The sequence below is a fragment of the Rhizobium sp. CNPSo 3670 genome, assembly GCF_057784555.1.
In genome coordinates this window covers 1-23,321 of the sequence record NZ_JBXSOL010000037.1, presented here as the reverse complement: position 1 = coordinate 23,321, position 23,321 = coordinate 1, and the positions used below count along the sequence as shown (strand labels likewise).

Below are 23,321 nucleotides of genomic sequence, written 5' to 3'. Positions count from 1 at the left end.
GAAATGCGCCCTCCAGCCCGGCTGCCCAGGTTCCAACTCCCCTTTCGTCATGCTCGGGCCTGTTCCGAGCATCTGCGACCGGTCGAATGGCAGCAGATCCTCGGCACAAGGCAGCACAAGGCCGACGATGACGCCGCGTAAAGAGCGAGCTTTGTCAGCGAGTCTGATGAGGCAGAAAATGCGGCGCCTCGGCCACGCCTCCGATGCTCCGAACAAACTCGACACCATTGACCATTTTTTTAGCAGTTGCGGCTATCGTCGCGCCATCAGGCGTGACCATTCCTGGGGGCGGGGCTTTCTATGGCGTTGATTGATCGACTGTTGCAGCGTATGCGGATTGTCACGAAGGTTCTCTTCTTCGTGGTGCCTCTGATCGTCCTCATAGCGGGCATAGGGCTTTTCGGCTATTTCACCGCCGGCACGCTCAAAGGCCAGATGACCCTGACGCGGCAGACGATCGACACGCTTTCCAGTTTCCAGCAGCTCAGATCCTCGTTGACGGCCTTTACCGACCTTCCGACGGCGGTCACGCGCGATCGGCTGATCGCCAGCATCTCCGATCAGGAGAAGGGCGCTGCGACGCTCGATGCCATGTTGATCGATCCGTCCCAGAAGCAGCAGATCTCGGCGGTGCGCGAGCTCGGCGGCAAGATGCAGGGGAGCGCCGACGCGCTTTGGGCCGTGGCACAGGAGCGCACGATTACCGAACAGGCGATCGATACGGCTGTGGCGCAGCTTTTCAAGGAGAGCCAGACTGCCCGCAAGCAGCTCGACGTCCTTCAGGATCAGGCGAACGGAAAGGAAGCCTTCGTCCGGGCGCTTCTTCTCGATGCCTCCGCTTACAAGAACATCGCCCAGCGCATTGCGAAATTGCGCAAGGCGAGCGCGCAGGCGGCTGCCCCCGCGGATATTGCCGGCGCTCTCGGCAGCCTCCTGCCGCCGCTCGTCAAGGAGGTCGGCGGGAGCGCCGCAGTCGCCTCCGACAAGGCCCAAAGCCAGATTGCCGCTCTGAAGCCAGTATTGGACAAGCTCGCGGCGATGGCCAAGGACAGCGCCAATCTTACGCTCGAGGGCTATGCTTCAGTCGACCAGGATCTGCAGGGCTTCGAGGAGAAGTTCGTAAAGCTCGCCTCAGGGAATGCGGATACCGCTATCGAGCGCTTTGTCGGCATGGATGCGAACATCGGCACGCTTCGCTCGATGGTGGCGATCGTCGGTACCGCTTTCAAATCGATCGACGATCTGCGCCTGCATCTGAGTGAACTGAACAGGCGGGTCGATGCCGAGGCGCGGGACGCCGTTCTTGTCGATCTCAAGGCGCTGCGCGAAAGCGCTGCTCAGCTTGTACCATTGAGCGGGAAAAACGCCGCCTTGCAGGAACTTGCGAAGAAGATCGAGCCCTCCCTCGCCACGATCGAAAAGGACACGTCGCTGCTGATATCGGTCGCAGACCGGTGGCGGGCAGAGCGGGGGACGGCGACCGAGCTCGTGGCCGCCGCAAGCCATACTCTGGAGCAATTCGTCAGCACCGCGCAGGAGAGCGGCAGGGACATCAGCCAGCGTTCGGCCACCATGTCGCTCGCGGCGATGATTGCCGGCACGGTACTTGCGATCATCGGCGGTCTCATGCTGATCGAAACGCTGCGCGGACCGCTGAAGCGGATCACCCAGACGATGACGAGACTTGCCGCCGGCGATCTCAACGTGCCGATCGGCGATGGCAAGCGTGGCGACGAAATCGGCGATATGATCCGGTCGGTGACCGTCTTCCGCGACCAGGCGCTCGAGAAGACCAGGCTCGAAGAAGTCGCTGAAACGAACAGGGCGCGGGACGAACAGGAGCAAGCCCGCCGCGCGGCCGAGCAGGCGCGCATCGAAGCCGAGCAGAGCGAGGCCCTGGACGCACTCTCCGACATGCTCGGCAAGCTTGCCGACGGCAACCTCGCAGCCGTGATGAGCGAGGAACTGGCCGCCGATTATGTCGCGATGGCCAGGACCTATAACCAGGCGATCGATGCGCTTCGCCGCACACTCGCCGAGGTTCGCAACACCACCTACGAGATCGCCGAGGGCAGCACCAATCTTTCAGGCGCGGCCGACGATCTGGCGCGGCGCACGGAACAGCAGGCTGCTGCCCTCGAAGACAGTTCACGTGTGCTTGGCGAACTCACAGCCAGCGTGCGCACGACAGCGGAAAATGCGCGCCAGACATCGGTTTCCGTCGCCGAAGCGCATCGGCAGGCGGAGCATTCCGCGGCCGTCGTCGCCAAGGCCGTCGACGCCATGGACGCCATCAACCGTTCGTCGGACAAGGTCTCCAGCATTATCGGTGTGATCGACGAGATTGCCTTTCAGACAAATCTTCTCGCCCTCAATGCCGGCGTCGAGGCGGCGCGGGCGGGGGAGGCCGGCAGGGGTTTTGCCGTCGTCGCACAGGAAGTGCGCGAGCTTGCACAGCGCTGCGCCAAGGCTGCCCGCGAAATCAAGGATCTCATCTCCAACAGCGCATCGCAGGTGGGCACGGGCGTCAGGCTCGTCGAGGAGACCGGTGAGGCGCTTTCGGCGATAATCGAGCATTTTACCTCTATCAACGGGCTGGTGCAGGTCATCTCGACTGCCACCAGCACGCAGTACAAAGGCATCGACGAGGTCAACAGCGCCGTTCGCGACATCGAGCATATCACGCAGCACAATGCCGCAATGGTGGAGGAAAACACCGCCGAAATTCACAGGCTTCGGCAGCAGGTGGAACTGCTGAACGAGCGGATTTCCCGCTTCCAGACCGCCGACGCCCGCAAGGCTCCGCCTGCCGTAAGCCCACGGATGGCCTTGGCCTCCTGAGGGAGCGACGCGCTCTAGAAGTCGGCGACTTTGCCCCAGGCGGACCCCGCGAAGCGGTTGGGATGATAGGGCCTGGGATCGACGATCGGCTCGTCGCCCGTGACGATATCGGCGATCAGATGACCGGCGACGGGTCCGATGCCGAAGCCGTGGCCGCTGAAGCCCGCAGCGAGGATGAAACCTGGAAGGGTGGCGATTTCGCCGATCGCCGGCACGCCATCCGGCGTGCTGTCGATATAGCCCGCCCAGGCGGCGTTGATTTCGGTGTTCTTCAAGGCGGGCAGCAGCTTGAGCGCCCGTGAATGCGTGAGGGTAATGGTGCCCTGGTCGACTGCCGGATCGAGGATGCGCATGCGCTCCATCGGCGTCGGCCTGTCGAGCCGCCAGCGCGCCAGAGATTCGTGGCCCGAACGAATCCCCTCCAATCCGCCGGGTGCCAGACTCCGCCAGCGGCGGGCGAACATGGGCAGGAACTGCGGCGCGAAACGAAACTGCTGCGCCGTGGGGTCGACGCGGCCGCGGCCGCTGATCGCCAGCGTATAGCCGCCGTTGCCGCGACGTGTCACTGATACCGCTGATGTATGCAGCGCATCCGGCAGGCCGGAGGCACCCGGCGAAACCGAGAGGATCGACGAGCGGATCGAAGCTTGTGGAAATCGGATGCCGAGTTGGCGGCAGAAGGAGGAGGCCCAGGCCCCGCCGGCCAGGATCGCGACCTTCGTCCGGATGGTGCCATGTTCGGTGACAACGCCTGAAAGCCGGCCGCCTTCAATGTCGACGCCGCGGGCCGCACAGGATTGATGCACCGTACCGCCGAGCTTCAGGATCGCACGCACAACCGCAGGCGCGGCGTTTGCGGGGTCGGCCGTGCCGTCGGTCGGCGAAAAGACTCCGCCTTTCCACGCGGCGCCGGTGGCCTGCCCGCGTTCGGTTGCCTCCGCGCCGCCCAGCATATGCGTCGTCACACCGACCGATCGGGCGAAATCGCGCCAACGGGCCCAGCCGGAAAGTTCCTTCTCGCTGTTGCTGAGATAGAGGAGACCGCAGCGGCGGAAGCCGGTGTCCTCGCCGGTTTCGGTTGCGAATTGCTCCCACAGATCGAGGCTCTTCGTCGCCATCGGCAATTCACGGGCGTCACGGTTCTGCTGCCGGCACCAGCCCCAATTGCGGCTCGACTGTTCCGCCCCGATGAGGCCCTTTTCGACGAGGGCGACTTTCAATCCGCGTCGCGCCAGATAATAAGCCGCGAAAACGCCGACGATGCCGCCTCCGATTACCACCGCATCGGCGGCAGCAGGCAGCTGCGGTGTGGTGTCGACACGAGTGAGCGGTGCGGGCATGGCGAGGTCTCCGTTTCGGGCCAGTCTAGCGGATCCGCCGCCGCGACTTTGCCGGAGATCAGCCGACGACAGCAGAAGATTCCGAGTTAGCGGGTGGCCCTTAGCCGTTTATGCTTCGGTATGTCCCGCAATCCGGTCGACAGCCCTTGGTGATGTGTTAAGCTCGATATTGGAAGGCTGCAGCATAATATGCTGCATCCTTGGCGATCTCGAGCAAGCGAAGGCGCATGTGATGATGAAACTTGACAGGATCGACATAAAAATTCTCTACGAACTGCAGAAGAATGGCCGCGTCACAAATGTGGAACTCGCCGAGCTGGTCAACCTGTCGCCAAGCCCCTGCCTGATGCGGGTGAAGAAGCTGCAATCGGAAGGCTACATAGAAGGCTATTCGGCTCAGATCAATGTCAGCAAACTCGGGCAGACTCTGACCGTGTTCACCGAAATCACCCTGAAGAACCATCGGCAGATCGACTTCGCCCGCTTCCTTGCAGCGATCGAGAAGGTCGACCAGGTGATCGAATGCCATCTCGTTTCGGGTGGCTACGATTATCTGTTGAAATTCGTCACGGCCGGCATCGACGAATATCAGACGATCATGGAGCGGCTCACCGACATGGACATCGGCATCGACAAATATTTCAGCTTTGTCGTCCTCAAATCGCCGATCGTTAAAGCTCACATGCCGTTGACCACCCTGTTTCCGCATTAACGAGCGCGGAGCGCATGGGCATTTATGGCGCGCGCAATTGGCCTTCGGACGATCGGTCGCTGTAGAGCTGCGCCAATGCAATCGATTGTTCGCTACATACGGGAACCGGCTCAGGCACTATGTGGATCCAACCGAAGGCTTGATTAAGTCACACAACGCGCTGAATGGCGGCGTTTCAGTTAAGAGCCGTTATCGCGCGCGACCGACACACCGGTTCCTCGCAAACAGCTGTCCCGGCGGCGGCAGATTTGGCTGGATCGCCGGGAGATTTTGCAATTATCCGCTTAAGCGACGCTCTATTTAGCAACGCCAGCTTCTGCATCGACCTAATCTCAAGTGACACTTGGCCATGAACGAGGCCGTCGACAGCCCGTGTTGCTCAATATAGCCGTTGTCGAGCCGCTGGCAGCGCATTCCTGAAAACATCCGACGCACCGTGATCCGGTCTCGTTGGTCTGAAAAACCGCCTACCAAAGAAGGAAGATGAAATGTCACTATTGGTCACCATCGACCCCAATCCCGATTTCACGCCAAAGGACGCGGTCCCGGATCGGAGCGGCTCATTTCGGGCAATCCCCTTTTCAAGACCTGGGCCCAGGATGCTTCCAAGGGAGAAAAGGTATTAATCGGAGTCTGGGAAGCGACTCCTGGCGAGCATCATTCGATCAAGGGCACCACCTACGAATTTTGCCACATCATTTCAGGTCTTGTGGAAATCGAAGAGAAGAATGGAGAATCGAAGACCTATCGTGCCGGTGACAGCTTCGTCATGAAGCCAGGTTTCGTTGGTGTTTGGCGCACCATAGAGGCTGTGCGCAAGATCTATGTTTGCGTTTACGAGTGACAGCAGAACTGAGGTGCGTCCGACATGGCGCACCTGCCCATCGGCTGCTCGGCCGAGGGATCGATCACCTGATGTTTTCGAGGTGCAGGGTTCGACCTACTCACTGTCGATATAGACCCCGTGTATGCTTCATTGGTGGCTCCCGTGGATTGTGTCCTGTGCGACATCAGCGTCGCGTTTCTAAGAATCCGGCTACAGCGACGATGGCTGCATCCGTGTGCGGCAAAGCAGCTAACTCGCCCAGCGTCATCGGTTTAATGGGCGGGCGCAGCCGATAGTAACCAGCCTCGCCGGGCGACCCGCCACGGCATTGCGCCAGCAATTCGACCGCGGTCAGGCCGCACAGCCGGCCTTGACATGGCCCCATTCCGCATCGTGTGAACGCCTTCATCTGGTTCGGGCCCGGCACGCCGAGCGCTGCAACCTCGCGCAGCTTGCCAGCCGTGATTTCCTCGCAGCGGCAGACGATGGTGCTGTCGTGCTTAGGGAGCCGGAATTTCTCGCCAGGACGAAAGCGACGCTCGATGAACGTCCTGCCTCTCATGGCACGAGCTAGCTCTCGAGTGAGCCGTGTCCGACGCTCTTGGTACGCATTTCGGCCAATGAGATTCAACTCAAATGAGGCATTGAGGCCAGCCAACTGCCCTTGGAGGGCGGAGGCAACCGCGCCGACCACGCCGGCACCATCGCCGGCGATCGAAACACCTGGAACGGAACTTGCGCCGCAGGCATCGATGCTCGGGCGGAAAACGGCCGAATGCTCGTCCCAAAAATAATCGCATCCCGCCGCCAACGTGAGATTCAGGTTTGGTGCGATTCCTTGGTGCAGGAGGAGAAGGTCGCCTTCAATCTCCAGGGAATTCTTACTCTTGCGCACTCGCAGAGCGCTGAATTTTTCCTGCCCAACGGCCTCGATTGCCGTCACCCCGCGAACGACTCGGGCCGGACGGTGAACACCGAAGAGAAGTTTCAGGCCTTTAAGGGCGTAGGATGAGGTGGCAAAGGCAGGCAGATGAACGAGAGCCGTACGCCAGTTCTCGCGTGGCGTGGCGTCGACAACTGCGATGACATCTACGCCGGCCCGGAGAAGTTGGCTTGCCACCAAGTACAGCAGCGGCCCGGTTCCGGCGAGGATGGTCCGTCCGGACGGCACGAGACCTGACGACTTCATCAATATCTGCGCTGCTCCCGCCGTCATGACGCCCGGCATGGTCCACCCTGGGAACGGGAACGGGCGCTCGAGCGCGCCTGTTGCGAGGATCACCCGATGGGCGGCGATCGGTCGAGCAATTCCGCCGAGCGAAATCCCGACCTCGAGCGGATGCACGCCGTCGGAGGCTTCTTCGTCAGCAGGCCCGACGCTCCATACAGTCGCACCAGGGGCGTAGCTCAACTTCCGCTGCCGAAACCGCTGGATGAGCGTCCGCCCGGCAGCGTAGTCCGGCCCCATGCGAGCAAGGTCGGCATCTGATGCATGCTCGACCGACCGATAAATCTGCCCGCCAGGGGATTCATTTTCATCGGCGAGCAATACCGCGAGACCATGGATCGAGGCTTCGATGGCTGCCGAGAGGCCGGCAGGGCCCGCGCCAACGACGACGAGGTCATAGGCAGGCGCGAGATCGGTGGCAGACTGAATGTTTCTAATCATTCTTCCTGCCCCGGCATGGCGGCGCCGTCCTGTGTCTCGATCCGCATTCCTTCCGCAACGGTGGTCATGCAACCCTGCCGGTTCGGGCGGCCATCGATTTTGACGAGGCACTCGAAGCAGACACCCATCATGCAGTAAGGACCACGGGCGGCGCCGGATACCGGGGTGCGCCGGTTGATGCAATGTCCCGCGGCCAGCAGTGCGGCGGCAACGCTATCGCCCTCGCGGGCCGTGGTCGGTACCCCGTTGAACACGAATGAGACCGAACGCTCTTTTCTGTCAGACAGCCGCCGGAACATGAAACCTCCGGGAATGAAATGCGGAAAGATCGTCAGAAAGCGCGCCGGCTGAAATCTGCCGTGGCAAAACCAGCGCATGATTGGCCGCCAGAGTCACGCCGGAATGGCAGGCACATGCGAACGCACCAGGGAAGCTCTCTGACTGCTCGTAAATGGGGTGACCGTCCGGCGTTACCACACGGAATGCGGCCCAGACCCGCACTGCATTGGCGTCCTTTAGAAGGGGAAATGTGCGCACGGCGCGTTCGGCCAGGACCGCAGTAATCGGCCCGCGCGGCCGCTGGTGATCGATCGTCGCTTCCTTGCTTTCGCCGATCAGCACCGATCCCTCGTCTGTCTGCCGCAGATAGCCGGTGGCATGGCTGAGGAAAGGCTTCAGCCGCTCGGTCACAATGATCTGGCCGCGGCTGGGCGAGAGCGGAACGTTCAGCCCGACCATCGGGGCGAGCGCGGTGTTGCCGATCCCGGCAGCAAGGACGATCTTGCCGGCAGCGACCCGCCACCCATCTCCGGCCAATTCGAACGTGCCTGCGCGATGACTAATTGCAACCGTCTTCCGATGCGGCAGATAATGAACGCCGCGCTGCTGCGCTGCGCTGTGAAAGGCCGCGAACAGCCGCAGCGCGTTTGCGTGACCGTCGAGCGGGCTGAAAATTGCGCCTGCAACCGACTCGCCGACGAGGGGCAGGCGGCGGCGCGTCTCCGCTTGATCGAGTACCTCATATTCGAGCGGCGGCGTTCCCTCGGCGTCCATGCCGGGTTGGCAGGCGAGCTTCGCCATCGATGCAATCCCGCGTTCCAGTTCCGTTGGCGTGAGCCGAATTGAGAAGCCGCCCGACTGGACAAAGCCGGTGTCAATGCCAGTTTCGGCCTTCAGCTCGGCTGCGAGCTGGTGCCAGTTCGCGGTCGAGGTTCGCGACCAGCGGGAGTAGGCAGCGTTCCCGAGCCCCTTGCTTGAGCTCCATACGAGTCCGAAATTAGCTCGGGCAGCCCTGTTTGCCAGATCGCCTTCGTCGACGACTGCAACCCTTTCCCCGCACCTTGATAGACCCCAAGCAATCGATATGCCGACCAGGCCGCCGCCGATGACGATTATGTCGTAATCCATTCTGCTCGCTTCCCTCGGCGCGTCGCCCCAAGGGCCGTTCCCTGGCTCCACGATCAGATTGCTCCGACTTTGACTTTCGAACCATCAAGGAGGCGCGACAGGCGGAACGGGGTGGGGTCAACACATGGTGTATCATTGGCAACCAAGTCGGCGGCGAGACGGCCGACACCCGGCCCGAGGCCGAAGCCATGGCCAGAGCAGCCCGCGGCCAGATAGAGACCTCTCATACCGTCGGCCGGCGAGATAACCGGCACCGCGTCCGGCGTGAAATCCACGTACGCCCCCCAACTGTCGGCAATTTCGACGCCCGCCATTGCAGGAAATTGCTCTCTGACTCGGTCAAGAATGGCCGCGATCGTGCGACGGCTCGGCGCGGGGTCCAGAACGCGGATCCTCTCGAAAGCCGAAGGTGTACTCTTCTTGAAGCTTCCGAGTGCCTCCGGGCCATGGAGGAAGGATTTGCCGATTCCAAACTGCACCGCTTTCAGACGTTTCATAAACATCGGCATAAACCAGCGGGCGTAGCGCAGGCCTTGCGGGGTGATATCGAGCATCGCCCTGCCGCTGATCGCAAGCGTGTAGCTGCCATCCAACCGGCGGGTCAACGCACACTCCGGCGTATAGATTGCCTCACCGAGATTCGCTGTGGGCCGCGTTCGAAGTGCCGTCTGGCGCACGCTTGCCTGCGGAAACAGAACTCCGTGCTGGCGACAAAACATTGAGGTCCAGGCACCGCCGGCACAAAGAACCGCTTGTGTGCGAATGGTCCCCTTTTCGGTGATGACCCCGGCGACGGCACCATTAACGATATCAAGGGCCCGTGCAGCGCATTGCTGGTGGATCGTCGCCCCAAGTTTGCGGGCGCCGTTCGCGATCGTCGGCGCGGCGATAGCAGGCTCGCCCTTGCCATCATCGATTGAATGAACGCCTCCGAGCCAACGACGGCCGTTCGCTGGAATTGCGGTAGCCGCTTCCTTGGCGCTCAGCATCTTGGTGTTGACGTTGAACTGGCGGGCCGTATCACGCCATGCTTCCCATTCCGCCAGTTGCTGCGGATCGTCGGTTGCATAAAGCAGACCGCATCGACGGAAGCCGACGTCCTCTCCGATTTTGGACTCAAACTCACCCCATATCCGCAGGGCGACACCGGAGAGAGGCAGCTCGCGCTCATCCCGGTTCTGCTGGCGGCACCAACCCCAATTGCGGCTCGACTGCTCGCAGCCGACATGGCCCTTTTCGACCAGGGCTACAGACAATCCCCGCTCGGCAAGAAAGAAAGCTGCCGTTGTACCAATGATGCCGCCGCCGATGACGACGACATCAGCCTTGGCAGGAAGCTCTTGATCGTTGTGTATGCGTTTGACAATTGGAGACATTGGATTGACCTGAATTTATATCTGGCGGCCGACCTACAGTAAGTTTGCTGCCCCTCCGTCAGAAGATCTCGGGCAATGACGGCTATCGACGTGAAACGACGGTTTGAGCAGGCCTGGAAGCACCCAGGGCCTTAGCGTCGGATGGGCAATACATGTCGATGATATCTTCGGCCCGGGGGATCCGATTGCCGATGATATGGCCGATGGGCGGGGCCAGACTGATCAAAGATTGGTGCCATGGAATGTCCTCGAAGTGAGCTCAGGTGAATCTACCGGAGGAGGGCAAGCAGCATGCATCGAATGAAAATGTAGGCACGGCGGAAAGTTCCGTGTCCGGCGGCACGACAGTCAAAACTGCCGAGCTTGATGAGGTAGATTAGAATACAGCGGTAGCACGGCAGATGCCGTGATCGCGCTCATGTATCGGTCGCGGACGAGCGCGCACAATCGAAAATTAGAGATTCTGCCATGCCATCGGAAATTAATGAGTCCCCTGCGCTTGCTATGATCCATACGGTCCCTGGGATCATTCCCGCATTCAACGAACTCGTTGGTCTGCATCTGACCGGTTGGCGCTCGTTCAACATGTTAGATGAGAGCCTGCTCGGGAACACCATTCGCGAAGGCGCGCTGTCACCTCAAACTATGCGGCGGCTGGCGACACAAATTTGGTCGGCGGTGGATGCAGGGGCCTCGGCGGTGCTCGTCACCTGCTCTTCGCTCGGTCCTGCAGTGGATGCGGCAATGCCACTCTGCCCTATACCCCTCTTCCGTATAGATGATGGCATGGCGATTGAGGCGATCCAGCGCGGGAACCGAATTGGTGTCCTTGCAACTCTGGCTACAACAATGAACCCCACAACCCGCCTGATTGAACGCCATGCTGAAAGGGCAGGTCGTAGGGTTTCTGTGATAAGTCGTCTTTGTGAAGGAGCGTTTGACAAATTGCGACACGGCGACAGGGCGGCGCACGACGCTAGGGTACGGGAAGGCCTCGCTTCGCTCGTGGGCAGTGTCGATGTGGTTGTTCTTGCTCAAGCATCAATGGCAAATGCTCTAAGTGATACGCACCAGGCATCGTTGCCGGTCCTTACCAGCCCCGAGCTTGGCGTGCTGCACATATCCTGCGCACTAAAGGCGCGCTCCCGCGTTCAGGAAAGTGCGCACAGTTGACGTGAGCTTTCGGGAGGTTGCCCATTCGGAGCCTATGGAGCAGACTGGAGCTACCACACCTCGAGTAGGCGATCCGCTCGGGCGTACTGAAAGGTATGCCCGTCGCCAATCGTCTTTGCCCTGACGAACCTGCTCCGGCAGGATGCTTCAAGCTAACGCGGGAAAACCCAATGCCCGCGGTTTAGCGGTTTTCAGCAGTTCGAACCGACCGTCTCGATGCTGTGCAATCCTGACTCTCAAGCATTGACCAAAGAAGGCTTCGAGCCTCAGGCCGCGCGGCGTCGGCTGAAAAAGGCAGTTTGCCGCAACCGCCGCAGCGGCTGTGGCTCAGTGTCGGCAATAGGTCCGCACAAGTTCCGGATCCTGCTGGAGCCGGTCGAGCCAAGCCGGATCGAGCGTTGGCACCGATGAAAAGAGCAGTTGTGAGTAGGGGTGTTGCGGCGCCTTCACCGTCGAGGAGGTGATTTCCTCGACCTTACGCCCTCCGTACATCACTACGATTTCGTCGCAGATCGCCTCTACCACCGAGAGGTCGTGGCTGATGAAGATGTAGGAGAGGCCGAGTTCGCGTTGCAACTCCTTGAGCAGATCGATGACTGCGGCGGCGACCACCGTGTCGAGCGCCGACGTAATCTCGTCGCAGAGGATCAGCTTCGGATCGGCGGCAAGCGCCCGGGCGAAGTTGACACGCTGCTTCTGCCCGCCCGAGAGTTCGCCGGGCCGGCGATGACGCAGGTTGCGGGGCAGGTGCACCATGTCGAGCAATTGATCAATCCGGGCGCTCCGTGCCTTTCGATCCATGCCGTGGTAAAAGACCAGCGGCCTGGCCAGGATGTCCTCGACAGATTTCGCCGGGTTGAGAGCGGTATCGGCATATTGGAAGACGATCTGCATCTCCCGCAACTCATCACGCGAGCGCTCACGGGCGTTGTGGCGCAGTTCCGTGCCGTCGAAGACGATCTTGCCGACTGCGGCCGGCAGGATGCCGGCGATGGTTCGGGCAAGTGTCGACTTGCCACATCCGGATTCCCCGATGATGCCGAGGTTGCGTCCTCTTTCCACTGTCAGGCTTACGTGCTCGACCGCACGAACAAGCGGAAGGCCGTCAGCCTGGGGCTGCCCGTAACCGGCAACGACGTCCTCGATCTTCAGGAGCGGCGCCGTTGCACCCTCGGCAGCACCTGCAGGGCCGCGCGGTTTCGGCTCGAAGGCGGCGAGCAGCTGCCGGGTATAGGGATGCTTGGCATCATTGAGGATTTCTTCGGTGGTGCCAATCTCCTGGATCTCTCCACCTTTCAACACGACGATCCGGTCGGCGATCTGTGCGACAACGGCAAGGTCGTGCGAGACATAGACGCCTGATATGCCGCCTTTCTTCATGACCGACTTGAAGGCGCGCAGCACTTCGATCTGGGTCGTGACGTCCAGCGCCGTCGTCGGCTCGTCGAAGATGACGAGCGATGGATTGCCGATCAGCGCCATGGCGGCTGCCAGGCGCTGCAGCTGCCCGCCGGAAACCTGGTGCGGATAGCGGCTGCCGATCGTTTCCGGTTCGGGCAGGGACAGCGCCCGGAAGAGCTCGATCGCGCGGGCGCGGGCCTCTTCCGGCGACATCAGCTGATGAATTCGCGTAACCTCGATTACCTGATCCATGATCGGCGTGGCCGGGTTGAAGGCCGCGGCGGCCGATTGCGGCACATAGGCGACCTCGGTGCCGCGTAGTTTGGCGCGCTGCTTTTCGCTCAGCCTAACCAAATCCTTGCCGTTCACCGAAACACTGCCGCCGGAGATGCGACAGCCCGGACGAGTATGACCCATGAGGGTCAGCGCGATCGTGGTCTTACCCGAGCCGCTCTCGCCGATCAGCGCGACGATCTCGCCCTCGGCTATGTCGAGGCTGACGCCCTTGATGATCTCGACTCGCCGGCCGGAATCTGTGGTTGCATCGACCTTGAGGTCACGGATTTCAATGAAATGGCTCATGACTCGCTCCGGTCGCGGATTTTCTGCGGCAGGTTGTCGATCAGCAGATTGACGCTGATGGTGAGGCTTGCGATGGCAAGTGAGGGAAACATCACGGCCGGCGCGCCGAACGGCAGGCCGCCGATATTCTCTCGTACGAGTGCTCCCCAATCGGCATAGGGAGGCTGGACGCCGAGGCCGAGGAACGACAGTCCGGACAGCAGCAGAACGATGAAGACGAAACGAATGCCAAGATCGGCAAGCACCGGCCCGACAATGTTGGGCAGGATCTCCGAGCGAATGAGATAGAGGGTGCTTTCACCTCGAATTCGCGCGACCGTGATGAAATCCATCGCATTGATGTTGACGGCGAGCGCGCGCGCGAAGCGGTAGGCGCCGGGGATGTAGATCACCGACAAGGTCATGATCAGCACCGGGACCGAGGAACCGACGGCAGCCACGACCACCAGTCCGAACAGCTTGCTCGGGATGGAGTTGAGAGCGTCGAGGAAACGGCTGAGGAATGTGTCCAGCCAGCCCCCGGCGACCGCTGCGATCATGCCGAGCACTACGCCGCTGAAGCAGGCGATCGTAACCGCCGCGAGCGAGATCCCGACCGTGTACCGCGCGCCCATCAGGATCCGCGAGAGCATGTCGCGGCCGAGATAATCGGACCCGAGCCAGAGTTCACGGCTGATCGGGCCGAAATAGTCGAGATCGACGATCTCGCCGACCGGATAGGGGATGATCAGCGGCGCAAAGATTGCGACGAGAGCCCACGAGAGGATGATGGCAAGGCCGATCGCGCCGACGATGTTGAAGCGATAGCCGAACCGGGTTCCCGACAGCCGGCCGGAAGCAGTTTCTGAATGGGACATGGTCATCGTAGCCTCGGGTTTGAAAGGATGGCGATGATATCGGCGATGGTGATCAGCAGCAGGTAGCCAAGACAGAAGATCATTGCGCAGCTCTGGATTAGCGGCAGATCGCGGGTAGCGACGGCATCCAGCATCAGCTTGGCGATACCGGGATAGTTGAAAATAGTCTCCACGATGATGACGCCTCCGATTAGATAGGAAAGCGAAAGCGCAACCGCATTGACGATCGGGCCGAGCGCATTCGGCAGCGCATGTCGAAAGACGATGCGCGGCCGCGAGGCCCCTTTGAGCAATGCCATCTCGACATAGGGCGTATTGAGAGTCTCGATAACAGCCGCGCGCGTCATGCGAATCATCTGGGCCGAGACCACGAAGGTGAGGGTGATCACCGGCATGGCATAGACACGCAGAAGGTCGGCCAGACTGTGGACTTCATTGGCGAAAGATAGTGCCGGCAGCCATTTCAGATAGACGGCGAAGATGAGCGCAGCAGAGGTCGCGACCATGAATTCCGGTACGGAGATGACGCCGATGGTGATCACCGTGACGATCCGGTCGTAAAGAGTGCCGCGCAGCATCGCCGCAGTAATCCCAAGCGTGAGCGCGATCGGCACGGAGAAAAGCGCGGTGACGCCCGCCAATTTCAGGGTGTTGACGAAGCGGCCGGCAATGAGAGCAGCGATCGGCATTTCGTTGGCGTAGGACGTTCCGAGGTCGCCTTGCAGCAGCCCAGCCAACCAGCGCAAGAAGCGAAAGAGCGCCGATTCATCGAGATGCATGGCCTTGCGCAGGCCTTCGACGGCTTCCGGAGTGGCGGCCTGTCCAAGCAGGATCGACGCCGTATCTCCTGGCAGTAGCATTGTCGCGAAGAAGACGGCGAAGGAGACGATCACCAGGGTGACCACAGCGACGAACAATCTGCCCAGTACAAGGGATAAGACCTGGCGGTTCACGGGCGTCTTCCCTCTAAGTTCGAGTTGAGTTGCATCTATGCACATGAAGGACTGGGGCGCGGCTGCAGCCCCAGTCTCCTGTGCTGCGTCACGCTTCAAGCCATACATACTCGGCGAAAGCATATCCCATCTGGCCGCCGAGGGGATTGGGTTCCAGGCCCTTGAGTTTGACCGTTGTGGCATCGACATTCGAGAGATAGGCCGGAATGATAGTACCAGCCTCTTGGGCGACCATGCCTTGCATCTCGTTGTAAATTGCCCTGCGCTTGTCCTGATCGAGAGAGCCGCGCGCCTCGATCAGCATCTTGTCGAACTTCTCCGACTTGTAATGGCTTTCGTTCCACGGCGCGTCCGAGGTGTAGAGCAGGGAGAAGAGGATATCTGGGGTCGGCCGCGGGTTGATATTGCCGAAATGGATCGGTGCCTTGAGCCAGTAATTGTCCCAGTAACCATCGGCCGGCACTCTCTGGACATCGAGCTTCATGCCGATTTCGGCACCGGCGGCCTGGATGATCATGGCCATGTCAATCGAAGAGTTTGCCGCATCGGAGGCGATGATCGGAATGGATTGTCCGAGGACGCCTGCCTTCTGGAAGTGGAACTTCGCCTTTTCAGGGTCGAAGTCCCGGGCCTTCAGCTCTGTATTGCGGTAGAAGTTTACCGGGGAGACGGGTTGGTCATTGCCGACCTCGCCGAGACCGCGCAACGCCGATTTGACGATCTGTTCACGGTTGACCAGATATTTCATGCCCTCGACGAAATCCCGCTTGTTGCCGGGCGCCATGTCCAGTCGCATGTTGAGATTGGTATAGTTGCCGGAGGTTGTCTTCGACAATGTGAAGCCGTCGCCCTGTGCCTCGACGAGGCGCATGGAACGGGGATTTATCGCGGAGGCGAGATGAATATCGCCCGCAAGCAACGCGTTGACGCGGGCGTTGTCGTCGCTGATGGCGAAATATTCGAACGAGTCGACGTTCGGACCCGATTTCCAGTAGTTCTTATTCTTGATTCCGACCGAGCGAACGCCCGGTTCGAACACTTCCTTGACGAAAGCGCCGGTGCCGTTAGCCTTCGTAAAGTCGGTCGTACCGTCGGCGACGATCATGAAGTGATGCATCGACAGGATGGTCGGCAGGTCGGCATTCGCGCTGGCGAGAGTGATCTCGACGGTCTGCTTGTCGACCGCTTTGAAGCCGGTCATCTGGGCGGCGATCTTGGCGACCTTCGAGCCGACTGACGGGTCGAGATGGCGCTTCAGCGAGAAGACGACGTCTTCAGCCGTCAGCGGTTTGCCGTCATGGAAAGTGACGCCCTTCTTCAGCTTGACCGTCCAGGTCTTGGCATCCTTGGATTCGATCGCCTCGGCAAGCTCCATTTGCGGCGTACCGCTCTTGTCGAGGAAAGTGAGGCGGTTATAAAAGGAGCAGCAACGGACGTAGTCGGTAGAGAGCGACGCCTTGGCGGGGTCGAGCGTATCGGCGGTCGAGGACGACCAGCCGGCCGCCTTGAGCGCCCCGCCTGAGACGGGCGTCGCGGCGAGCGCCTTGCCGGCGCGGCCGAGCACAACCCCGCCGGCGGACATGGCAACGCCGCCCGCGAGCATCATATGCAGCAACTCGCGACGGGTCGCACCGCGGCGAATGGCGGTTTCGATCATGGCGTCGTCGGATCTGGTCCAATTGGTGATCTTGTCGTTCATCTCATTCCCCTTTTCTTCTGTGACGGGGCTGCCTTGCTATGCGAGCCCGGTCCGGTGTTAAAATTCATGCGCGCGCGGCGGCCGCGGCCTCTGCGAGGCCTGCCATCGACGTGAAATGATAGTCGGGTGCAGTGAACTCGGCCGGCTCGATCGTGCCGCCGTAGCCTTTCTGGGCATGCCGTCGCTCGATCCAGCAATTGGTCAGGCCGAGTTTCCTGGATATTCCGATGTCGTGATACTGGCTCTGGGCGACATGCAGGATGTCATCTTTTGAATGTCCCTCCGAGGCGACGTAGTCGAATACCTTCTCGAAGAATGCGGGATCGGGCTTCTCCGTGCCGGTATCGTCGGCGGTGAAGGCCGCGTGGAAGGGATTGCCGAGCTCCTTCTCGAAGAATTCAAATGCCCAGCGGCGGGCGTTGGTCATCGCCACGAGGCGGTAATCTTTCGCGAGCTCTGCCAGTGCTGCTGCGCTGTCTGCGAAACTTTTCCAGCTCTTTGCCGAGTCCCGCAAACGTTCGCCGTATTTGCGATCGTTGGGCAGGCCGAGCTTCGGCGCGATCGCCAGGTAGACGCGCACGAGATCGTCGGGAAAGAGGTCGGCGTCGTCGGAGTAGCGGGCCTCGCGATAGAGGCTAAGCGCTCGCTCGCCATCGATTTCACTTCCTGTTTCGGCGGCGATCTCGGCAAGGCAGGCTTTGAGGCCGCCCTCGAAGTCGATAAGCGTGCCGACGACATCGAAGGCCATGTACTTGAATTCGGGAAGGCTCTTGTTCACGTGAATTCCCCAGTGTTCGGCTCCGATAGGAGCGCGGCCTCTCAAAGAAGAATTTTTTGTTCCGCCGGCGGGCTTATTGTCCCGCTCTTGTATGGAAGACCGCATCCGCCGGGATCCCGGTCTTTCTTCGTTTCAGTTTGTCACCTGCACCGCGCCGGATTCGCCGAATAGACCACATGAGGCGGCACAAAATACCGAATCTGACGCTTTCGCGGTATTCTCAAGTCCGCAGCGCCCGACGCACATCCGGGTCCTCCAGCGTCTCGTCCAGCGTCAAACGCGTGCGATCGACGATCGCATCGATTTCGGTTTCGGTGCAGCATAGCGGCGGCGCGTAGCCAAGCACGCCGTTGCCGAAGGCGCGGATGACGAGGCCGTTTTCCCAGGCGCGATCGAAGATGCGGCGCGCCGGCTCGGCGGATGCCGGCAGCGGCGTCCTGTTGACTTTGTCGACCACGAGTTCGATGGCAGCGAGCATGCCGCGCCCGCGGACATCGCCGACGAGCGGATGGTCCCTCAGCGATTCCAGCCCCTGCATCAGCCGCTTCCCGGCCTTGACGCCATTGTCGAGAAGGCCGTTTTCGTAGAGCTTCAAGACTTCGAGGCCGACGGCGGCGCTGACGGGGTGGGCCGAATAGGTAAAGCCATGACCAATCGCGGTGGCGCCTGCCCCGTCGGCGATCGTCTCATACACGTGATCGGCCATGAAGACGGCGCCCATTGGGACGTAGCCGGAGGTGAGGCCTTTGGCGGTCGTCATAAGATCAGGCACGACCTCTTCCTCACTGCAGGCAAAAAGGGGCCCCGTCCGGCCAAAGCCGGTGATCACCTCATCGGCGACAAAAAGGATGTCGTGCTCGCGGCAGAATTCCCGCATCGCCTTAAGCCAGCCCTTCGGCGGCACAAGCACGCCGCCCGAACCCTGGATCGGTTCGACGTAGAAGGCGGCGACGCGATCCGGCCCGATCGCCTCGACTTTGCTTTCCAGCGCCGCGAGCGAAGCCTCGATGATCGCCTGCGGGCTATCGCCGGCGGGGTTACGGTAGGCGTAATGCGACGGAATTTTATGCTGCCAGTCGAAAGGAAGGCCGAATCCGGCATGGAAGGCAGGCAAGGCGGTCAGGCCCGCACCCACCGTCGAGGAACCGTGATAACCCTGTTCGACCGAAATGAACTGATCGCGTTCGGGCCGTCCTCGGGCATTCCAGTAGTAGCGAATGAAGCGAACCGTGCTGTCCACCGCGTCGGAGCCGCCGAGCGTGAAATAGACATGGTTCAGATCCCCCGGCGCCCGGTCGGCAAGTTCGCCTGCGAGCCGGATCGCGGGCTCGGAGCCGAGGCCGAAATAGGCGGTTGCATAGGGAAGCTCCCGCATCTGCCGGGCCGCCGCCTCGACGATGCTGTCGTGGCCGTAACCGGCGTTGACGCACCACAAACCGGCGAACCCGTCTATCAATTGTTTGCCCGAGGCGTCGGTGACCGTTGCTCCCTTGGCGGAGGCCAGCACGCGCACGCCATGTTTTTCATGACTGCGGTAGGATGCCACCGGATGAATGAGATGGGCACGATCGAGTTCGATGAGCGAGTTGCTGTACATGGGATCTCCGGATCAGCCGAGGGCCTGGTTGGCTAGGGCAAAGGTGGTGACGGTCCGGGCGGCGAGGTCGCCGACCGAGGGCTTTTTCATAACGATCCCGCCGTCGACATGGGCTAGCCCCATCGTGACGAGCGATTGAGAGAGTCCAGTTTCGGCAGTCGTGTCCACCCTGAGGAACCGTCCCGCCCGTGCGGCGACGTGATGTTCGATGAGTTTCCTGGCGTCTTCTATATTCGCGGCGACCACGGGTCCGATCACCTCGCCGCGCCCGAAGGGACGCAGGCAGGCGAAACCCGAGGCACCGCCGTCGCGGCGAATGACAGCGAATTCGCCCACCTTTGCGAGGTAGGAGATGAGCTTTTCTCGGTCGGCGCCGAAGGCAAGACGGTCTAGCTGAATGATGGACGAGAGATCGTCGGCGGTGGCAGCGCTCGTGCCGACCGGCGCGCCGATTTCTCCGGCAAGGCCTTGGTGCTGAGCCACGGTTCCGGTTTCTTGGAAGCCTAGCTTCTGGTAGAGCGGCAGGCCCGCCGTTGTCGCCACGAGCCGCAGCGGCCTGTCGCCTGCGATCTGTAAGGCGGCATCCATCAGCCTGCGACCGAGGCCACGGCCGCGCATGGCTTCGTCGACGATGACCATGTTGATGGTCGCGCAATCTTGCCTGTAAGGTGTGACGAGCACGGTGCCGACGACCCTGTCGTTCTCGATTGCGACCACGCCTTCGCTCAAGGCGAGGGCCATCTGCCAGTCCTGCTGCCGATGAGGCCAGCCCGCCTGTCTGGAGAGTGCAACGGCTGCCTCCAGATGATCTGGGCTAAATGCAGCGATTTCGATCTGGCGTGTTTGCATCGGGCCGTCCTTCATGTCCTGCCCGCAAGTCTGCCGGAGCCCCGGCGGGCAGATCGTCTGAAGGCCGCGGTTCAGGCAGTATCTTATGGCTTTACGCCGTCGGGCTGCCGCATCTTATGCTAGAGCCGGACGATATCCATGCTGTCCAAAACCGGCTGGGGCCGGGTCGCTCGGGTCGTGGGGCAGGTCAGTGCATCATCGCCAGCGCTGCCGCAAAGAAGTCGTCCCCGCCGAAGTTTCCTGATTTCAACGCCAGAAGCATGTCGCCCTGCCGATTGCCGACCGTGCGCAACACCGGCACGCCCGGAGCAATCTCGGGTCCGATCAGAAATGCCGGGATGGCAAGCCTGTCGACTGCGGCCCCGGAGGTTTCGCCGCCGGCGACCACGAGGCGCCGCACGCCTCTCTCAACCAGTTCGGCTGCGATGATCGAGGTCGCGGTCTCGATCGCGTGGCCGGAGGCCTCCCGCCCGTATTGCGATTGCAGGCGGGATACCGTTTCCGGCGCCGCGCTGGCGGCGACTATGACGGGACCGGCGGAGATACGGTCTCCGGCCCAGGAAATAGCGGCGGCGATCTCATTCGAGCCTGATATCAGCCGCTCCGGATCAAGCCGCAGCACAGGCAACGACCGTTCGGCGACCTCGAGCTGGCGTAGCGTTGCCTTCGAACAGCTGCCGGCAACGATCGCCGAAAACCCGCCGACAGGGCGAATGATGTCTTCAACTGGTGTGCTGCCGGATATGCGGCCGGAACGGACGAGCGCCCGAGCAAGGCCGAGGCCAAGGCCGGAGGCACCGGTCGATACCGGCATTTCGAGCGCGATCTCGCCGAGCGTTTCCAGATCCCTTTCGAATATTGCGTCGGCGACAGTCATGGTCACGCCTGTCGTGCGCAACGCATCGAGCCTCGCCCTGGCGGCGGCAGGGCCGGCCGCAATCGTTGCCAGGTCGATCAGTCCGACGGCGCCGCGCGTTTGCCGGGCGAGAACCCGCACGAGATTGGCGTCGTGCATCGGGTTGAGGGGGTGATCCTTGAGCGGGCTTTCGTTCAATGGCTGGCCGCCGACGAACAGATGGCCGAGATAGACGGTACGCCCGGTTTCCGGAAAGGCTGGCGTAACCAGCACGCTGCCGCCGCCCGCAGCATCGCGCAAGGCCTCGGTGACGGGACCGATATTGCCGGCGTCGGTGGAATCGAAGGTCGAGCAGATTTTGTAAAGGACGTGGCTCGCGCCCCGCTGGCGCAGCCATCGCTCGGCTTCCGTGGCAGCCCTCACGGCCTCAGAGGCAGGGACCGAGCGGATTTTCAGTGAGACGACAACGGCATCCACGTCGGGCAGTGCGAGCGAGGGATCGGGGATGCCGACCGTCTGCACCGTGCGCAAGCCGTTCTTTGTCAGCGTGTTGGCGAGGTCCGATGCGCCCGTGTAGTCGTCAGCGATCGATCCGAGTGAAATAGCCATCGTCTAGTTCCGTGCAAAAGGGGCGAACCAGCCCAGGCCGTCCAGCGTGCGGCCTCGCGGAATATATTCGCAGCCGATGAAGCCATCATAACCCAGCCCGTCGATTTGGCTGAACAGATAGGGATAGTTCAGCTCTTCCCCATCCGGCTCGTTGCGTGACGGCACGCTGGCGATCTGGATGTGGCCAGTAATCGGCAGCAGGCGCCGCAATGCCATGGCAACGTCGCCATGGATGATTTGACGGTGATAGATGTCGAATTGAAGCTTCAGGTTCGGCAGGCCGCATTCGGCGATCAGCCGCTCGGCGATGCCAAAATCGTTCAGGAAATATCCCGGCATGTTGCGCCCGTTGATCGGCTCAAGCAGAAGGTCGATGCCCTTTTCCCCAAGCCGGCCGGCGGTGTAGGCGACGGAGCGCCGGTATGAGGAAGAGGCGTCCTGATTATGAGGATCGGCGATGCCCGCCATCAGGTGCAACCGTCTGACGCCGGTCGCCGCCGCATAGTCCAATGCCCGCTCGACATTGGCCTTCAGCTCGTCGAACCGTCCGGGAAGGGCAGCAATGCCGCGTTCGCCGGCGCCCCAGTCGCCCGGCGGCAGGTTGAACAGGGCCTGCTGCAGATTGTTGCGGGTGAGCCGTTCGGCAATAGCCTCGGGTGCGGCTTCGTAGGGGAAGAGATATTCGACGGCGGAAAAGCCGGCTTCGGCTGCGGCGTCGAAGCGGTCGAGGAAGGCCCATTCGTTGAACATCATCGTCAGGTTGGCGGCAAAAACTGGCATTATGGCTTCCTTTGCAGGCCCTGCGTTTCCTTGACGGAACCGGGCAACTCCGCGCCGGAAAGCTTGGCGTAGAGGCGCGCGAGTGAGGAATCGTCGTCGCGGCCCATGCCGGCCCCAGCCGCCGCCAGATACATTTGCAGAGCGGCTGCCGCGAGCGGTGCCGGATATCGTTCGGAGCGGGCCATATCCTGGACGATACCGAGATCCTTGACGAAGATCTCGATGCTGCTGAGCGGCGTATAGTCTCCGGCCAGTACATGCGGCACGCGGTTTTCGAACATCCATGAATTGCCAGCCGAGGCGGTGATGACTTCATAAACCTTGTCGAGGTCGAGACCCTGCTTGGCGGCAAAGCTGATGGCCTCGCATGCGGCCGCGATATGCACCCCGGCGAGAAGCTGGTTGATCATCTTGAATGCGGCGCCCGTACCGGCCGCGTCGCCGAGCTCGTAGACCTTGCCGGCCATGGCGTCGAGCCCCGGCCGCGCCGCATTGAAAGCCTGCCTGGAACCGGAAGCCATGATCGTCAGCTCGCCAAGTGCTGCCTTAGCCGCGCCGCCCGATATCGGCGCATCGAGATAGTGCAGACCGAGGGCCTCGGCCCGCTCCGCCAGAGCGCGTGCGACGGCCGGATCCATGGTTGCCGACGAGATGAATACGGCGCCGGCTTTCATCGCAGCCGCAACGCCCTGCTCCCCGAACAGCACGGCCTCGGTCTGCGCGCCGTTGACGACCACGCAGACGACGATGTCAGCCTCCCTGGCGGCGTCGGCAGGAGTCGCCGCGCCACGTCCGCCTTCGGCGACGAAGCGGTCCACTGCCGCCGGCGTTATGTCATATCCGATGACGTCAAGACCGGCGCGCTTCATCGAGCGAGCCATTCCCAGGCCCATGGAGCCAAGTCCGATCACGGCCGCGATGACGGTGTGGCCTGAATGTTCGGCAAGCGGTGTCATGGGAGTTTCTCCAGTCTTGAAAGAGCCATGCCTGGGCGGCGATAAGCGATTTTCTGGCAG

The 23,321-nt window shown here is 61.5% G+C and carries 18 protein-coding genes and 1 pseudogene; 4 read left to right on the top strand and 15 right to left on the bottom strand.

The genetic code is table 11. The annotated features are described in order from the left end of the window. Positions 1-300: 300 nt before the first annotated feature. Positions 301-2,841 (top strand): methyl-accepting chemotaxis protein, encoded by a 2,541-nt coding sequence (locus tag AC13QO_RS26135; RefSeq protein ID WP_488542304.1) that lies wholly within the window; start codon positions 301-303, stop codon positions 2,839-2,841. A gap of 14 nt (positions 2,842-2,855) precedes the next feature. Here AC13QO_RS26135 and AC13QO_RS26130 read toward each other — a convergent pair whose 3' ends face one another. After that, a complete protein-coding gene (locus AC13QO_RS26130) occupies positions 2,856-4,181 on the bottom strand; it encodes an NAD(P)/FAD-dependent oxidoreductase (protein WP_488542303.1) in 1,326 nt (441 codons plus the stop codon). 235 nt (positions 4,182-4,416) lie between these two features. Here AC13QO_RS26130 and AC13QO_RS26125 point away from each other — a divergent pair, with 235 nt between their 5' ends. Together AC13QO_RS26125 and AC13QO_RS26120 are read left to right on the top strand one after the other, a co-directional pair. Continuing rightward, the gene (locus AC13QO_RS26125; protein WP_488542313.1) at positions 4,417-4,893 is read left to right on the top strand and encodes an Lrp/AsnC family transcriptional regulator; all 477 of its coding nucleotides are present in this window, start codon (positions 4,417-4,419) and stop codon (positions 4,891-4,893) included. Positions 4,894-5,381: 488 nt separating this feature from the next. After that, positions 5,382-5,737, top strand: a pseudogene (locus tag AC13QO_RS26120) (cupin domain-containing protein). Positions 5,738-5,903: 166 nt separating this feature from the next. Here the strand turns inward: AC13QO_RS26120 and AC13QO_RS26115 are convergent. Genes AC13QO_RS26115 through AC13QO_RS26100 form a run of 4 tightly spaced genes read right to left on the bottom strand, consistent with a single transcriptional unit; the run spans position 5,904 to position 10,171 of the window. Next, entirely contained in the window at positions 5,904-7,388 is a 1,485-nt protein-coding gene (locus AC13QO_RS26115; protein WP_488542302.1) for an FAD-dependent oxidoreductase, read from the bottom strand. Further along, positions 7,385-7,687, bottom strand: a complete 303-nt coding sequence (locus AC13QO_RS26110; protein WP_488542301.1) for a (2Fe-2S)-binding protein — start codon at positions 7,685-7,687, stop codon at positions 7,385-7,387. The genes AC13QO_RS26115 and AC13QO_RS26110 overlap by 4 nt, the downstream gene beginning before the upstream one ends. After that, a complete protein-coding gene (locus AC13QO_RS26105; RefSeq protein WP_488542300.1) occupies positions 7,668-8,795 on the bottom strand; it encodes an NAD(P)/FAD-dependent oxidoreductase in 1,128 nt (375 codons plus the stop codon). The genes AC13QO_RS26110 and AC13QO_RS26105 overlap by 20 nt, the downstream gene beginning before the upstream one ends. A gap of 53 nt (positions 8,796-8,848) precedes the next feature. After that, positions 8,849-10,171 carry an NAD(P)/FAD-dependent oxidoreductase gene (locus AC13QO_RS26100; protein WP_488542299.1) on the bottom strand — a complete coding sequence of 441 codons (1,323 nt, stop codon included), beginning with the start codon at positions 10,169-10,171 and terminating at the stop codon, positions 8,849-8,851. Between the two features lie 468 nt (positions 10,172-10,639). Here AC13QO_RS26100 and AC13QO_RS26095 point away from each other — a divergent pair, with 468 nt between their 5' ends. Further along, complete coding sequence (locus tag AC13QO_RS26095) at positions 10,640-11,344, top strand: aspartate/glutamate racemase family protein (RefSeq protein WP_488542298.1); 705 nt, start codon at positions 10,640-10,642, stop codon at positions 11,342-11,344. Between the two features lie 327 nt (positions 11,345-11,671). Here AC13QO_RS26095 and AC13QO_RS26090 read toward each other — a convergent pair whose 3' ends face one another. From AC13QO_RS26090 to ltnD, 10 genes are all read right to left on the bottom strand, one after another. Continuing rightward, a complete protein-coding gene (locus AC13QO_RS26090; protein ID WP_488542297.1) occupies positions 11,672-13,327 on the bottom strand; it encodes an ABC transporter ATP-binding protein in 1,656 nt (551 codons plus the stop codon). After that, positions 13,324-14,190 (bottom strand): ABC transporter permease, encoded by an 867-nt coding sequence (locus AC13QO_RS26085; protein WP_488542296.1) that lies wholly within the window; start codon positions 14,188-14,190, stop codon positions 13,324-13,326. Before AC13QO_RS26085 ends, AC13QO_RS26090 begins: the two co-directional genes overlap by 4 nt. Beyond that, a complete protein-coding gene (locus AC13QO_RS26080) occupies positions 14,187-15,137 on the bottom strand; it encodes an ABC transporter permease (protein ID WP_488542295.1) in 951 nt (316 codons plus the stop codon). The genes AC13QO_RS26085 and AC13QO_RS26080 overlap by 4 nt, the downstream gene beginning before the upstream one ends. 88 nt (positions 15,138-15,225) lie before the next feature. Continuing rightward, complete coding sequence (locus tag AC13QO_RS26075) at positions 15,226-16,836, bottom strand: ABC transporter substrate-binding protein (protein ID WP_488542294.1); 1,611 nt, start codon at positions 16,834-16,836, stop codon at positions 15,226-15,228. A gap of 64 nt (positions 16,837-16,900) precedes the next feature. Next, positions 16,901-17,614 (bottom strand): HAD-IA family hydrolase, encoded by a 714-nt coding sequence (locus AC13QO_RS26070; RefSeq protein WP_488542293.1) that lies wholly within the window; start codon positions 17,612-17,614, stop codon positions 16,901-16,903. 220 nt (positions 17,615-17,834) lie between these two features. Continuing rightward, positions 17,835-19,211, bottom strand: a complete 1,377-nt coding sequence (locus AC13QO_RS26065) for an aminotransferase class III-fold pyridoxal phosphate-dependent enzyme (RefSeq protein WP_488542292.1) — start codon at positions 19,209-19,211, stop codon at positions 17,835-17,837. Positions 19,212-19,223: 12 nt separating this feature from the next. Then, positions 19,224-20,060, bottom strand: a complete 837-nt coding sequence (locus tag AC13QO_RS26060; RefSeq protein WP_488542291.1) for a GNAT family N-acetyltransferase — start codon at positions 20,058-20,060, stop codon at positions 19,224-19,226. A 187-nt stretch (positions 20,061-20,247) separates the two neighbouring features. Then, positions 20,248-21,525, bottom strand: a complete 1,278-nt coding sequence (otnK, locus tag AC13QO_RS26055; protein ID WP_488542290.1) for a 3-oxo-tetronate kinase — start codon at positions 21,523-21,525, stop codon at positions 20,248-20,250. A gap of 3 nt (positions 21,526-21,528) precedes the next feature. Then, entirely contained in the window at positions 21,529-22,305 is a 777-nt protein-coding gene (otnI, locus tag AC13QO_RS26050) for a 2-oxo-tetronate isomerase (RefSeq protein ID WP_488542289.1), read from the bottom strand. Further along, positions 22,305-23,261, bottom strand: coding sequence for an L-threonate dehydrogenase (gene ltnD, locus AC13QO_RS26045; protein ID WP_488542288.1), 957 nt, complete (start codon positions 23,259-23,261; stop codon positions 22,305-22,307). The genes otnI and ltnD overlap by 1 nt, the downstream gene beginning before the upstream one ends. Positions 23,262-23,321 lie beyond the last annotated feature (60 nt).

Bases quoted from the DNA above. Each gene is read 5' to 3' on its own strand.
- AC13QO_RS26065 (WP_488542292.1), bottom strand. From the start codon at position 19,211: ATGTACAGCAACTCGCTCATCGAACTCGATCGTGCCCATCTCATTCAT.
- AC13QO_RS26115 (WP_488542302.1), bottom strand. From the start codon at position 7,388: ATGATTAGAAACATTCAGTCTGCCACCGATCTCGCGCCTGCCTATGAC.
- AC13QO_RS26105 (WP_488542300.1), bottom strand. From the start codon at position 8,795: ATGGATTACGACATAATCGTCATCGGCGGCGGCCTGGTCGGCATATCG.
- AC13QO_RS26075 (WP_488542294.1), bottom strand. From the start codon at position 16,836: ATGAACGACAAGATCACCAATTGGACCAGATCCGACGACGCCATGATC.
- AC13QO_RS26110 (WP_488542301.1), bottom strand. From the start codon at position 7,687: ATGTTCCGGCGGCTGTCTGACAGAAAAGAGCGTTCGGTCTCATTCGTG.
- AC13QO_RS26090 (WP_488542297.1), bottom strand. From the start codon at position 13,327: ATGAGCCATTTCATTGAAATCCGTGACCTCAAGGTCGATGCAACCACA.
- otnI (WP_488542289.1), bottom strand. From the start codon at position 22,305: ATGCCAGTTTTTGCCGCCAACCTGACGATGATGTTCAACGAATGGGCC.
- ltnD (WP_488542288.1), bottom strand. From the start codon at position 23,261: ATGACACCGCTTGCCGAACATTCAGGCCACACCGTCATCGCGGCCGTG.
- AC13QO_RS26130 (WP_488542303.1), bottom strand. From the start codon at position 4,181: ATGCCCGCACCGCTCACTCGTGTCGACACCACACCGCAGCTGCCTGCT.
- AC13QO_RS26085 (WP_488542296.1), bottom strand. From the start codon at position 14,190: ATGACCATGTCCCATTCAGAAACTGCTTCCGGCCGGCTGTCGGGAACC.
- otnK (WP_488542290.1), bottom strand. From the start codon at position 21,525: ATGGCTATTTCACTCGGATCGATCGCTGACGACTACACGGGCGCATCG.
- AC13QO_RS26100 (WP_488542299.1), bottom strand. From the start codon at position 10,171: ATGTCTCCAATTGTCAAACGCATACACAACGATCAAGAGCTTCCTGCC.
- AC13QO_RS26095 (WP_488542298.1), top strand. From the start codon at position 10,640: ATGCCATCGGAAATTAATGAGTCCCCTGCGCTTGCTATGATCCATACG.
- AC13QO_RS26125 (WP_488542313.1), top strand. From the start codon at position 4,417: ATGAAACTTGACAGGATCGACATAAAAATTCTCTACGAACTGCAGAAG.
- AC13QO_RS26135 (WP_488542304.1), top strand. From the start codon at position 301: ATGGCGTTGATTGATCGACTGTTGCAGCGTATGCGGATTGTCACGAAG.
- AC13QO_RS26060 (WP_488542291.1), bottom strand. From the start codon at position 20,060: ATGCAAACACGCCAGATCGAAATCGCTGCATTTAGCCCAGATCATCTG.